A 12,036-nucleotide genomic window follows, 5' to 3' on the forward strand; every position below is an offset into this window, starting at 1 on the left:
GCGGATTTTCCCCGCTTCGGCCCTCCCTCCACACTTCGCCATCTCGATGCTGGCCAATTCCAAAGCGTACGGGCCGCCCCGGATTGCGACAAGCCGCGAAGGGACTGCCCGTTACTGACCAGGCGCCCGATAGTACACCTGTTCTAAATGGCACGTCAGGGGTGGTTGTGGAGGCCAACCCGGGCCGGTGGGCGCCGCTGCCGCGACCGGTACCGTCTAGTCGTGACCGATCTGGTGCGGGCTTCGGGCCCGGTGGTGATGGGCGTCCTCAACGTCACACCGGACTCCTTCTCCGACGGCGGACGGTACGCCGACCTCGACGCGGCCGTCGGACATGGCGTCCGTCTGCGCGACGCCGGTGCGCACCTGGTGGACATCGGAGGTGAGTCGACCCGTCCGGGCGCTCAGCGGATCGACGCCGCCACCGAGGTCGACCGGGTGGTGCCGGTCATCCGCGAGCTGACTGCCGCCGGCGTGGCGGTCAGCATCGACACCAGCCGCGCACGGGTGGCGGAGGCCGCCCTGGCTGCCGGGGCGGCGGTGGTCAACGACGTCTCCGGCGGGCTGGCCGACCCGGACATGGTCCGCGTGGTCCGCGACGCGTACTGCCCCTGGGTGTTGATGCACTGGCGGGGCCATTCCCGTGAGATGCGCGAGCTGGCCAACTACACCGACGTGGTGGCCGACGTCCGAGCCGAGTTGGCTCAACGGGTCGACGCGGCGCTGGCCGCCGGGGTGGCCGCCGACCGCCTCATCGTCGACCCCGGCCTCGGCTTCGCCAAGACGGCGGCGCACAACTGGGAGCTCAGCGCCCGCCTGCCGGAGCTGCTGGACCTCGGCTACCCGCTGCTCTTCGGGGCCAGCCGCAAGTCGTACCTCGGGGGGCTGCTCGCCGCCCCGGACGGCACCCCGCGCCCCACCGCTCAGCGGGAGGCGGCCACCGTGGCGACGAGTGTGCTGGCGGTCGCCGCGGGCGCCTGGGGGGTTCGCGTGCACGACGTGCGGGCCACCGCCGACGCGCTCGCCGTCTGGGCCGCGACCGGCAGCCCGCGCCTGGCCGCCGCCGATCACGAGCATGAGGTGCAGCGATGACAACCGATCGGATCCACCTGACCGGCCTGCGGGCCCGCGGCCGGCACGGGGTGTACGACTTCGAGCGTGCCCAGGGGCAGGACTTCGTGGTCGACGCCGTCCTCGAGTTGGATCTGTCTCCGGCCGCCGCCAGCGACGACGTCACCGACACCGTCCACTACGGCGAGCTGGCCGAAAGCCTGGTCGCGGTGGTGACCGGCGAACCGGTCAACCTGATCGAGACCCTCGCGGACCGACTCCTCGCGGTCTGCCTGGCCGACGAGCGGGTCGCCGCCGCCACGATCACCGTGCACAAGCCGGAGGCCCCCGTGCCGCACACCTTCACCGACGTGGCCGTCACCATGACCCGGACGCGTGGCCGATGACCAGAGCCGTGCTGTCGCTCGGCAGCAACCTGGGCGACCGGCTGGGTCACCTGCGCACGGCCGTCGCCACGTTCGGCGACGCTGTGCTCGTGCTCTCCGGCGTGTACGAGACTCCACCGTGGGGCGACGTCGAACAGCCCGCGTACCTCAACGCGGTGTTGCTGGCCCAGGACGAGACCGCGACCCCGCGCGACTGGCTGGAGCGGGCCCGCTGCGCGGAGCGCGCGGCCGGTCGGGTCCGTGACCCGCAGCGACGGTTCGGGCCGCGCACTCTCGACGTGGACGTGATCGCGGTCTGGGGCGACGACGACGAACCCGTGCTCAGCGACGACCCGGAGCTGACCCTGCCGCACCCCCGGGCGCACCTGCGCGCCTTCGTGCTGCGGCCGTGGATCGACATTCAGCCGTACGGGCGGCTGCCCGGTCACGGCTGGCTGACCGACCTGCTGACCACCGGACCCGCGGCGAACGAGGCGCTGGAACTGCGTCCCAGGCCGGAGTTGGCGTTAGAGTCGACGGCATGACCGAGCGGAGCCGGCCGGCATGACGCAGGCGAAGTCCCCACCACCGGGCGGGTCGGGCCCGGACCGGTCACGCATGGGTCCCACCCGGATCTCGACCCTGGTCGTGGCCGCCCTGGCCGCGGCGGCGGTGGCCTGGCTGCTCATCAGCACCCTCTACTACAGCGGCATCCCCCGGTTGCCCTGGCTGCCGGTGGTGACGCTGGCCGGGCTCGCCGTGCTCGAGGCGTACGCCGCGATCAACACCCGGGGTCGGATCGAGCGCAAGCCCGGCCGGGACCCGGTCAACCCGCTGATGGTTGCCCGCTTCGTGGTGCTGGCCAAGGCGTCGGCCCTGGCCGCGGCCATCTTCGCCGGCTTCTACGCGGGGCTCGCCGGCTGGCTCTTCGTGGAAACCACCCGCGCCGCACTGGACGATCGACCGGCCGCGGTCGGGGGCCTGCTCGCCTCACTGGCCCTGGTCGGCGCCGCGCTGTGGCTGGAGCGCTCCTGCCGGGTGCCGGAACGCCCGGACGACGAGCGCGAGCAGGACCCACGGGAGAGCCGCCCCGGCCAGCGCTGAGCAGGGGGGTTACGCCCAGCTCCGGGCACGGGTACGGTGCCTGCGATCGGGGAGCAAGGGCCGCCCACGGTCTGTCCGCGCGCCGGACTGGGGACGGCCGGCCACTGGGGAGGCGGCGTCATGGGGTACGAAGAAGCGGGCCGGGACCGGTCGGCCGAACCCTCGTCCGGGGTGCCCGCCGCCGTTCTGGAGAACGTCTTCGACGACCCCACCCACGGTGAGCCCGGCCGGGATCGGATTGGCGTCCACCTGGGATGGGAGTTCCTGCTCCTGGTCGGGGTGGCGGCCCTGGGCTGGCTGCTCTGGCACGACAATCCGGCCGCCCTGCGCGGCGGCAACCTGCGCACGTTGCTGGTCTACGCGGTCGGGCTGGGGATGCTCGCCCTCGCCGCCGGGCTGAGCCTGCGCACGGCTGCGCCGAATCTGGCCGTCGGGCCGATCGCGGTCGCCGCAGCCCTGCACTACGCCGAGCAGGGCGACCGGGGTCTCCCGGCGTCGGTCGGCCCGGCCGTGGGGGTCGCCGCCCTGGGCGGGATCGCGCTGGCGCTGGCGGTGGTGGTGCTGCACGTGCCGGGCTGGGCTGCCAGCCTGGCCGGTGCGGCCGGTGTGGTGGTGTTCATCGAACGCCGTTCAACGCCTGTGCTGGTGCAGGGTGACTACGACCCCGGGCGCAGCGCCGGATATTTCTTCGCAGGTTTCGCCGCCGTGGCCGTCCTCGGCGGGCTGTTCGGCGCGATCCGGGCGATTCGCCGGCTGGTCGGCCGGTACCGGCCGGTCACCGATCCGGCCCGTCGGCGGGGCACGGTGGCGGCCGTGGTCACCGCGGTCGCGCTGGTCGGCTCCACCGTGCTGGCCGCCCTCGCCGGCGTGCTGCTCGCTGCCAACGGCCCCAGTCCGATCGCGCCCACCTCGGGGCTGGACTGGACCGTGCTGGCGATCGGGGTGACCCTGCTCGCTGGCACCAGCGCGTACGGCCGTCGGGGCGGTGTGTTCGGCACGGTGCTGGCGGTCAGCCTGGTGACCGTCTTTCAGACGTACGCGCCGGAGCACGGCTGGACGCTGAGCAACTGGGTGGTCGGCGGTGCCGCGCTCGGCGTTGGATTGCTGGTCACCCGGCTGGTCGAGACGTTCGGGCGGCCCCGGCCGGGCAGCACCGACAAGCCTGAGCCGATCGGCGACGGCACGATCAGCGCGGGCTGGACGATGGCGCAGTCGCAGTCGGTCGAGAACTGGCCCCCGACGCTGCCGACACCGGCCGCGCCCCAACCGGTCGACCCGTGGCGGGATCCGCGGTGGGAGGACAGCCCGCGCCGGTGGAACGCCGACGAGCGGTGACCCGCGTCGCGTCCGCCGAGCCGGAGCTGATCTCGACCGTTAGGCTCGGCGGCATGACCGACACACCTGCCGGAGCCTCGTTCGAGGAGCTCGACGCGCTGTCCACCGAGGAGCTGCGGGAGCGGGCGTTCGCCCGAGCCCGAGAGCGTCGCGACGTGGGGTTCTACTGGTCGGTGCTGCGGCACCTGCCGAACGCGGACGAGGCCACGGTGCTGGACGGCGCACCGAACTCGATCGGCCCGACCATCGACGAGGCCAACGCGCTGTGGCGGGAGCTGACCGGTCACGGCTACGAGGAGTCCGCGCCGCTGCTGCGGGCTGCCTTCATCGACTACCTGATGAAGCACTGAGCCGCTCGGGGCAGCCCAGGTCCGCTCGACCGAACGGTTCGGGGCCTGGGCGGATCACGTCGCTCATCAGCCGCTCCGGCCCGGTCGGCCGCTACGGCACCGCAGCCGGCACCGGCGCGCTCGCCGTGTTGTTGCTGGTCGGCATCTGCGGTAGCCCGGCCTACACCGGTTGGGCCGCCACACAGACCGACCCGGAGTCGGCCGCCGCCTTCTACGTGCGCCTGCTCGCGTGGCCAGCGTGGCGGCTCGACGCGGACGGGCAGGCCGGCGGGTTGTTCGCCGCCGACCTGCGCGCCGTGCTGCTGGTGGTCCTCGCGGTGGCCCTGCTCTACCTTCTGCCCGCCGCCCAGGTGGCCCGGGTGCCCGGGTCGGTCAGCCAGTTCTTCTCCGGCTGGGCCGCGTACGTGCTGGCCGGCGGGCTCGCCGCCGTGCTCGCGGCGCTGCTCGGCCCGGACCCGTCGCTGCTGGGTGCCTTGCAGGACGCCAGCACCGGTGCCGGCTACGGCTTCCTCACCGGCTGGATCATCGGCACCGCCAGCCTCGGCGGTCGCGCCTAGCTGACCGGACCGCCGACTCCAGCGGCCCGGTCGTCGCTGGTCAGCCCGTCGAGCGGCCGAGGTCGAGGACGCGTTGTCGGCTCAGCGCACCCACTGGCCGGCCGGCGTCGGTCACCACGAGCTGGTCCCGTCCCGAGGTGAGCAGCACGGCCAGCGCGTCGTACGCGGAGCCGTCCAGTGCGACGGTGGGCAGGTCCGCCGCGGCGTCCCCGGGCACTGGCTCCAGCGACTCCCGGTCGAGTGGGGTGACCGCCAGCCGGCGGATGCCCCGGTCGGCGCCGACGAACTCGCGTACGAACGGGGTGGCGGGTGCGCCGAGCAGTGCGGCTGGCGTGTCGTACTGCTCCAGGTGCCCGCCCTCGGAGAGCACCGCGATCCGGTCGCCGAGGCGGACGGCCTCGTCGAGGTCGTGGGTGACCAGCACGATCGTCTTTCTGACCTCGGCCTGGAGGCGGAGGAACTCCTCCTGGAGGCGGGCCCGGACGATCGGGTCCACGGCCGAGAACGGCTCGTCCATCAGCAGCACCACCGGGTCGGCGGCGAGCGCGCGGGCCACCCCGACCCGTTGCCGCTGACCACCCGACAGCTCGTGCGGGTAGCGGTTGCCGAACTGGGCCGGGTCCAGCCCGACCAGGTCGAGCAGCTCGTCGACCCGGGCTCGGGTCTGGGCTTTGGGCCACCGGAGCAGGCTCGGCACGGTGGCCACGTTGGTCCGAATCGTCTGGTGTGGAAAAAGGCCGACGTTCTGGATCACGTACCCGATTCGGCGGCGCAGCCGCACCGGGTCGACGTCGGTGACGTCCTCGTCGCCGAGCGTGATCCGACCGCTGGTCGGCTCGATCAGGCGATTGATCATGCGCAGCACGGTCGACTTGCCGCAGCCGGACGGGCCGATCAGCACCACCAGCTCGCCGGCCCGGACGTCCAGGCTGAGCTCCCGGACAGCCTCGGTGCCGTTCGGGTAGCGCTTCTGGATGCCGTGCAGGGAGATCGACGCCGCACGAGGGGATCGGGCCACGTCGGCGGCCCCCGGGGTAACGTCCACGTATGTCCTTCCGCCTCAGCTACCGGGCTGACCCGGGTAATCCCTGGTTCTCCTGGCAGTACGTGCGGAACAACTCTGACACGATCCTCGCCGCGGTGCGCGAACACGCCTCCCTCACCGGGCGCGCGGTGTTGATCGCGGTGCTGATCGCCCTGCCGTTGTCCGTTCTGGCGTACTGGGTCCGTCCGCTCGCCGGTCCGATCCTCGCCGTCAGTGGGGTGGTCTACACGATCCCGTCGTTGGCGCTCTTCGCGTTCATCGCGCCCTACCTGGGCACCGGGGCCACCACTGTGCTGGTCGGGCTGGTCCTCTACGCGTTGCTGTTGATCGTGCGCAACGTGGTGGCCGGCCTCAACCAGGTGCCTCCGGAGGTTCGCGAGGCCGCCGAGGGAATGGGGTACGGCCGATGGCGGCGGCTGTTCCGGATCGACCTGCCGCTGGCCGTGCCGGGCATCGTGACCGGTGTGCGGTTGGCGACCGTCTCCACGGTGGCGTTGGTCACGGTCGGGGTGCTGGTCGGCCATGGCGGCCTCGGTCAGTTGATCTTCTCGGGCTTCCAGAACAACCTCTACAAGGCTGAGATCATGACCGCGGCCCTGCTCTGCGTGGCGCTCGCGGTCGTGCTCGACCTGCTGCTCGTCCTGGTCGCCCGGTTGGTGACCCCCTGGTCCACCCGGAGGGCACGGTGACCGTCGCGGCGAACCCGATCGGCCAGGCGGTCGTCTGGGTCAACGACCCACTGAACTGGACCAACCCCGGCGGCATGCTGGACCGCCTCGTGGAGCACCTGACGATCTCGGCCATGGCGGTGGCGCTCGGCTGCCTGGTGGCGTGGCCGCTCGGTCTCTGGCTGGGTCACGTCGGCCGGGGCGGTGGCCTGGTGGTGCTGGTGTCCAACGCCACCCTGGCCATCCCCACCCTGGCGTTGCTGACCATTCTGCCGGTGGTCTTCGCCAGCGGCTTCGGGCGGACGCCGGTCGTGGTGGCGTTGGCCGTCTTCGCCGTCCCGCCGCTGCTGGCCAACGCGTACACCGGGGTGCGGCAGGTCGATCCGGAGGCCCGCGACGCGGCCCGGGGGATGGGCCTGTCCGGCGGGCAGCTGCTGCGCCGGGTGGAGTTGCCGCTCGCGGTGCCCTACCTGGCCGCCGGGTTCCGGACCGCCGCGGTCCAGGTGATCGCGACCGCGGCGCTGGCCTCGTTCGTCAACGGCGGCGGCCTCGGCCAGATCATCCGGAGCGGGTTCGGGATCGGTATCGCGGCCGGCGGGGGCCAGATCGTCGCTGGTGGTGTGCTGGTGGCCGGGCTCGCGCTGCTGGCGGAGGTGGTCCTCGGCGGTGTCGAACGGCTGGTCACCCCCCGTCCGCTCCGGCGCGGGCGACAGAGCGCGACGCGGCCCCGGCCCGCCGACGCCACCGGGAGCGCCTGACTCGCGTTTCGCGGGCGACTCGTCCGGGTGGCCTTCCGCCGAGCCGGCGGCCAGCGGCGGGCCGATCGGTGACGATGCGGTGACGAAGTCCACCTCAGGTTGTCGGTCGGTTGCGGAGGATGTTGGGTGGATATTCGCGGGCGACCGACAGTCAGATCGCCCGTCGGACACGCGGCCGGCCCGGGACGGGCCGCGCCGGGACACGGAAGGCGGGCACATGCGCGCACGTACACGTCTGGCCATTGGCGCTATCGGCGCCGTCGCCGGGGCAGCGCTCCTCACCGGGTGCGGTGATGCCGGTTCGTCCGGCACCGACGCGCCCCAGCAGAGCGCCTCGGGCGCCGGGTGTGCCCCGGTCGCCGGCCAGCAGCTCATCGCTCTGCAGGATGACAAGAAGCTCCAGAACTCCGACAACGTCATTCCGGCGATCAACAGCAAGGCGGCCAACCCACAGTTGATCGCCGCACTGGACAAGGTCTCCGCGGCGCTCGACACCCCGAAGCTGATCCTGCTCAACAAGGCCGTCAACGAGGACCGCAAGACCCCCAAGGTGGCGGCCGAGGAGTTCGCCTCCGGCAACAACCTCACCGCGGGCATCGCCAAGGGCCCGGGCGGCGAGATCGTGGTGGGCGCCGGCAACTTCGCCGAGAGCCAGACGCTGGGCGAGCTGTACCGGATCGCGCTCACCGCCGCCGGCTACCAGGTCAGGGTGCAGCAGATCGGCAACCGGGAGCTCTACGAGCCGGCTTTGGAGAAGGGCGAGGTCCAGGTCGTCCCGGAGTACGCGGCGACCATGGCCGAGTTCCTCAACACCAAGGTCAACGGCCCCAACGCCCAGCCGGTCTCCTCGCCCGACATCAACACGACGGTGACCGCGCTCAAGGCCGAGGGCGACAAGGCCGGCATCACCTTCGGTGCCCCGGCCGCCGCACAGGACCAGAACGCCTTCGCCGTCACCCAGGCCTTCGCCGACAAGTACGGCGTGCGGACCCTTTCCGAGTTGGCCGCGAAGTGCTCCGGCAACGCGACCGTTCTGGGTGGCCCGCCGGAGTGCGAGCAGCGTCCGTTCTGCAAGCCGGGCCTGGAGAAGACGTACGGGCTGTCGGTCGGCTCGTTCTCCTCGCTGGACCAGGGCGGACCACTGACCAAGAGCGGGCTGCGCGACGGCTCGATCAGCGTGGGCCTGATCTTCTCCTCGGACAGCGCCTTCGCCACCAGCTGAGCCCTCTCCTGACGCGCTGAGGACGCCCCCGCCCCGACCGGGCGGGGGCGTCCGTGCGTCCCGGGACCCCGTTCCCTCCGGTGGAGATCCTCGGTAGGCTGCACATCCATGCCAGCCCCGGTCACCCCTGACGTCCGGCGCCAACCAGCGCTGCTGACCATGCTCTTCTGGGCGGGCGTCGCTCTCGCGCCGGTGGCGGCGCTGATCCTGCTGGTTGCCGACGGCAACGGCCCGCTGCGCTTCGCCGCGGTGCTCGCCATCCTCGCGGTGGTGCTGATCGGCCTCTCCATCGCGCTCCGGCCCGACGGTGAGGGCGCCTCGGCGCGGGCCGACGAGCTGCTGGATGAAATCGAGGAGCTCCGCCGGGAGCTGCGCACCGAGATCGTGGCCGCCGCCCAGCGCGGTAACCAGGCGCTCGACCAGGCGCAGCGGGCCCAGGAGGGGGTCGCCGCCGTCCGCCGTCGTCTCGACGCCAGCGGTGCCGCCCTCGCCGGTGCCGCCCCCGCTGGCGAGCAGATGGGGCCCGGCCGGGCGCGGGTGCCGGCCGTCGAGCCGCCGGTGGACAACGCGCCGGTGGCCCGCAGCCGGGTCCCGGTGCCGGGTGAGGCGCCGCCCGGCCGTGCCCGGGTGTCGGGCCCGGACGATTCGGCCCGGTGGGGTCGCTCCGAGCAGGTGGACGACGAGCCGGCGTACCCACGGGAGGCCGCCGAACCAGCGGCGACCGCGGGGATGTACGGCGCGGAACGGCCGGCCGCCACCGCGTACGGCTCGGCCCGCCCACGGGAGCACGACCGCCCCGAGCCGGCGCACCGGCCGGTCGGCGTGGTCCGGCACACCGAAACCGTGCACGTCACCACCCGGCACACCGTGGTGGACGGCGGGCCGTCCGAGCAGGCTGGCCGCTACGGCGGCGGGTACGCCGGCCAGTGGACCCCGCCTGCGCAGGAGTGGAACCGGAGTGGCGGCGCGGATGAGCGTTCCCGCTCGGCCGGCCGGTCGAGGGGCGAGCCGGAGGAGCGCCCCCGAGCCGGGTACGGCGACGACCGGCACTCCGGCGACGACCGGGCTCGCCCCGGCGACGACCGCTCCTGGGGGGCGCAGCCCGCGCCCCGGGGCGAGCCCGAGTGGACCGATCCGCGCAACACGTACGCCCAACCCGACGAGCCCGGCTCGGCGGCCCGGTCGCACCGCACCCCGGAGAGGCAGGCCTCGGGTTCCTGGGACAGCCCGGACGATCGTGGTCGGTCGGAGCAGCGCGATCGGGCGGGCGCCGCCGCGCCGCAGCCCGGGCCGCCTCTGCGGGCCGACGACACCGGCGAGTACTGGTCGCAGTTGCGGGCCGGTGACCGCTGGGCCGCCGTCCGCGACGACGAGAACGGCCGTGAGTTGCGGGTCGGGGAGCGCCGGGCCGAGGTGCACGCCGACGCCACCGGCACCGAGTACCGGGTGGCCGACCGCTGGGCCACCGTCCGCCACGAGGAGCCGCGCCGTCACGAGGAGCGCGGGTCGTACCACCGGGACGAGCCGGCACCCCGGCACGACCGCGACGGCGGCTGGCGGGCCGAGCCGGGGGACCGCCCGGCGCTGCCGGTGGGCGGCGTGCCGGTGCCGGACGAGTGGCGTCCACCGCGCCAGCGCGGCCACCAGGCGGAACCCGCACCGGAGCGGACCGGCCGGCGTCGGGTCGACGAGGGCTACGGCTACCCGCCGCAGGACGACGTACCGCACGCTGGCGGCGCCCCGTCCGGCGACCGCTGGCGCTGACAGGTCAGGCGGCTCGCGTCACTTGTCGATGTCGCCGACCACGAAGAACATCGAGCCGAGGATCGCGATCAGATCCGGGACCAGACAGCCGGGAAGCAGGGTGGCCAGTGCCTGCACGTTCGCGTACGAGGCGGTGCGCAACTTCAACCGCCACGGCGTCTTCTCGCCCCGGGACACCAGGTAGTAGCCATTGATGCCGAGCGGGTTCTCGGTCCAGGCGTAGGTGTGCCCCTCCGGCGCCTTCAGCACCTTCGGCAGCCGGGTGTTGATCGGCCCGGTCAGCTGGTCCACTCTGTTTAGGCACTGCTCGGCGAGGTCCAGCGACGCATACACCTGGTCGAGCAGCACCTCGAAGCGGGCGTGGCAGTCCCCGGTGGTGCGGGTGACCACCGGCACGTCCAGCTCGTCGTACGCCAGGTAGGGCTCGTCGCGGCGCAGGTCCAGGTCGAGCCCCGAGGCGCGGGCCACCGGCCCGGACGCGCCGAACGCGGCGGCGTCGGCGGCGGAGAGCACGCCGACACCCACGGTCCGGGCCAGGAAGATCTCGTTGCGCCGGATCAGGTGGTCCAGGTCGGGCAACCGCCGGCGCACCTCGCCGATCGCCGCGCGGGCGCGCCCGGTCCAGCCGTACGGCACCTCCTCCTTGAGGCCGCCCACCCGGTTGAACATGTAGTGGATCCGGCCGCCGGAGACCTCCTCCATCACCGCCTGGATGGTCTCCCGCTCCCGGAAGGCGTAGAACATCGGCGTGATCGCGCCGATCTCCAGCGGGTAGGAGCCGAGGAACATCAGGTGGTTGAGCACCCGGTTCAGCTCGGCCAGCGCCATCCGCAGCCACGTGGCCCGCTCCGGCACCTCCATGCCCATCAGTCGTTCCACCGCGAGCACCACACCCAGCTCGTTGGAGAACGCCGAGAGCCAGTCGTGCCGGTTGGCCAGCACGATGATCTGCCGGTAGTCGCGCACCTCGAAGAGCTTCTCCGCGCCCCGGTGCATGTAACCGACGATCGGTTCGCAGGAGATCACCCGCTCGCCGTCGAGCACCAGCTTCAGTCGCAGCACACCGTGCGTCGAGGGGTGCTGCGGGCCGATGTTCAGCACCATGTCGGTGCCGAGCTGCTGACCGCCGGTATCGGCGACCAGACCGGCCCCGGTGCCGACGGTCAGTTCGCGGAGGTCCCCGGCGTCGGTGGTCATGCCCGTCATCGTGCCACGGCCGGCCCGAGCGGGATGCCGACCGGTTGGCGCAGCCACCAGTGCCCACCGAGCCCGGCCAGGTCGGTCAGCTCGGCCACCGCCGACGCGGCGGCCAGCGCCCGCACGTACCCCGCCGGGTCCGTGCCGGCCAGGCTCAGCGGCGGTCGGCCGCCGTCCGCCCCGAGCGCCCGCAGCGCCTCCCGCTGCAAGACGAGGGAGTACGCACACCGGGCGACCGCCGCACCGGCGGAGGCGACCGAGTCCATGGCCACGTGTGCGGTCACATCACTCGACCCGTCCGGCACCGGAGGCACCTGCCGCCCAGCCCGGTAACCGGTCAGCGTCCCGTCCACCGGCCTGCTTTCCCGCAGGTGCCCGTAGTCGACCGCTACCGCCAGCCCTCGGTTGATCTGTCGCACCGCGTTGGCCCACGCCTCATCTCTCGTCCTCCCGATCTCTGCGCGCTGGTCGGGCTGGTTGCTGTGGTTGCTGTGGGGGGTTTCGGGGCAGCCCGGCCGGCTCCGGGCGGTCAGGTCGGCGGTGGTTGCCTCGGCGTGGCGCACAGTGTTCGCAAGGGCGGACTGGACGATGCGCAGCAGG

At 73.1% G+C, this 12,036-nt stretch carries 14 protein-coding genes; 11 read left to right on the forward strand and 3 right to left on the reverse strand.

Annotated features, from left to right (window positions below):
* The first annotated feature begins 222 nt into the window (after positions 1–222).
* From folP to ABZT18_RS23815, 7 genes are all read left to right on the forward strand, one after another.
* On the forward strand, positions 223–1,092 hold the full coding sequence (gene folP, locus ABZT18_RS23785) for a dihydropteroate synthase (RefSeq protein WP_354994585.1): 870 nt from the start codon (positions 223–225) through the stop codon (positions 1,090–1,092).
* Positions 1,089–1,457: a dihydroneopterin aldolase gene (gene folB, locus ABZT18_RS23790; RefSeq protein WP_354994584.1), complete on the forward strand. Its 369-nt coding sequence runs from the start codon at positions 1,089–1,091 to the stop codon at positions 1,455–1,457. Before folP ends, folB begins: the two co-directional genes overlap by 4 nt.
* A complete protein-coding gene (gene folK, locus ABZT18_RS23795) occupies positions 1,454–1,981 on the forward strand; it encodes a 2-amino-4-hydroxy-6-hydroxymethyldihydropteridine diphosphokinase (RefSeq protein ID WP_354994583.1) in 528 nt (175 codons plus the stop codon). Before folB ends, folK begins: the two co-directional genes overlap by 4 nt.
* 19 nt (positions 1,982–2,000) lie before the next feature.
* Positions 2,001–2,540: a DUF3180 domain-containing protein gene (locus tag ABZT18_RS23800; RefSeq protein ID WP_354994582.1), complete on the forward strand. Its 540-nt coding sequence runs from the start codon at positions 2,001–2,003 to the stop codon at positions 2,538–2,540.
* Between the two features lie 120 nt (positions 2,541–2,660).
* Positions 2,661–3,875 (forward strand): ABC transporter permease, encoded by a 1,215-nt coding sequence (locus ABZT18_RS23805; protein WP_354994581.1) that lies wholly within the window; start codon positions 2,661–2,663, stop codon positions 3,873–3,875.
* 53 nt (positions 3,876–3,928) lie between these two features.
* Positions 3,929–4,225, forward strand: a complete 297-nt coding sequence (locus ABZT18_RS23810) for a hypothetical protein (protein WP_354994580.1) — start codon at positions 3,929–3,931, stop codon at positions 4,223–4,225.
* A 125-nt stretch (positions 4,226–4,350) separates the two neighbouring features.
* Positions 4,351–4,782, forward strand: a complete 432-nt coding sequence (locus ABZT18_RS23815) for a hypothetical protein (RefSeq protein ID WP_354994579.1) — start codon at positions 4,351–4,353, stop codon at positions 4,780–4,782.
* Positions 4,783–4,822: 40 nt separating this feature from the next.
* Here ABZT18_RS23815 and ABZT18_RS23820 read toward each other — a convergent pair whose 3' ends face one another.
* Positions 4,823–5,827, reverse strand: a complete 1,005-nt coding sequence (locus ABZT18_RS23820; protein WP_354994578.1) for an ATP-binding cassette domain-containing protein — start codon at positions 5,825–5,827, stop codon at positions 4,823–4,825.
* 2 nt (positions 5,828–5,829) lie between these two features.
* Here ABZT18_RS23820 and ABZT18_RS23825 point away from each other — a divergent pair, with 2 nt between their 5' ends.
* The 4 genes from ABZT18_RS23825 to ABZT18_RS23840 all read left to right on the forward strand — a co-directional run bounded on the left by ABZT18_RS23825 (position 5,830) and on the right by ABZT18_RS23840 (position 10,239).
* Entirely contained in the window at positions 5,830–6,516 is a 687-nt protein-coding gene (locus ABZT18_RS23825; protein WP_354994577.1) for an ABC transporter permease, read from the forward strand.
* Positions 6,513–7,253: an ABC transporter permease gene (locus ABZT18_RS23830; RefSeq protein ID WP_354994576.1), complete on the forward strand. Its 741-nt coding sequence runs from the start codon at positions 6,513–6,515 to the stop codon at positions 7,251–7,253. The genes ABZT18_RS23825 and ABZT18_RS23830 overlap by 4 nt, the downstream gene beginning before the upstream one ends.
* A gap of 217 nt (positions 7,254–7,470) precedes the next feature.
* Positions 7,471–8,475, forward strand: a complete 1,005-nt coding sequence (locus ABZT18_RS23835) for a glycine betaine ABC transporter substrate-binding protein (RefSeq protein WP_354994575.1) — start codon at positions 7,471–7,473, stop codon at positions 8,473–8,475.
* A 108-nt stretch (positions 8,476–8,583) separates the two neighbouring features.
* Positions 8,584–10,239: a hypothetical protein gene (locus ABZT18_RS23840; protein WP_354994574.1), complete on the forward strand. Its 1,656-nt coding sequence runs from the start codon at positions 8,584–8,586 to the stop codon at positions 10,237–10,239.
* 18 nt (positions 10,240–10,257) lie between these two features.
* Here ABZT18_RS23840 and ABZT18_RS23845 read toward each other — a convergent pair whose 3' ends face one another.
* A complete protein-coding gene (locus tag ABZT18_RS23845) occupies positions 10,258–11,445 on the reverse strand; it encodes an NADH-quinone oxidoreductase subunit D (RefSeq protein WP_354994573.1) in 1,188 nt (395 codons plus the stop codon).
* Positions 11,442–12,036, reverse strand: a 595-nt coding sequence (locus tag ABZT18_RS23850) for an SAM-dependent methyltransferase (protein ID WP_355252508.1), incomplete at its 5' end; no start/stop codon positions are given. The genes ABZT18_RS23850 and ABZT18_RS23845, both read right to left, overlap by 4 nt.

The organism is Micromonospora sp. NPDC005291, assembly GCF_040607415.1.
GTDB lineage: Bacteria > Actinomycetota > Actinomycetes > Mycobacteriales > Micromonosporaceae > Micromonospora.

Excerpts from the sequence above, each read along its gene's own strand:
- folB (WP_354994584.1), top strand. The coding sequence starts at position 1,089 with ATGACAACCGATCGGATCCACCTGACCGGCCTGCGGGCCCGCGGCCGG.
- folK (WP_354994583.1), top strand. The coding sequence starts at position 1,454 with ATGACCAGAGCCGTGCTGTCGCTCGGCAGCAACCTGGGCGACCGGCTG.
- ABZT18_RS23800 (WP_354994582.1), top strand. The coding sequence starts at position 2,001 with ATGACGCAGGCGAAGTCCCCACCACCGGGCGGGTCGGGCCCGGACCGG.
- ABZT18_RS23805 (WP_354994581.1), top strand. The coding sequence starts at position 2,661 with ATGGGGTACGAAGAAGCGGGCCGGGACCGGTCGGCCGAACCCTCGTCC.
- ABZT18_RS23810 (WP_354994580.1), top strand. The coding sequence starts at position 3,929 with ATGACCGACACACCTGCCGGAGCCTCGTTCGAGGAGCTCGACGCGCTG.
- ABZT18_RS23825 (WP_354994577.1), top strand. The coding sequence starts at position 5,830 with ATGTCCTTCCGCCTCAGCTACCGGGCTGACCCGGGTAATCCCTGGTTC.
- ABZT18_RS23835 (WP_354994575.1), top strand. The coding sequence starts at position 7,471 with ATGCGCGCACGTACACGTCTGGCCATTGGCGCTATCGGCGCCGTCGCC.
- ABZT18_RS23840 (WP_354994574.1), top strand. The coding sequence starts at position 8,584 with ATGCCAGCCCCGGTCACCCCTGACGTCCGGCGCCAACCAGCGCTGCTG.
- ABZT18_RS23845 (WP_354994573.1), bottom strand. The coding sequence starts at position 11,445 with ATGACGGGCATGACCACCGACGCCGGGGACCTCCGCGAACTGACCGTC.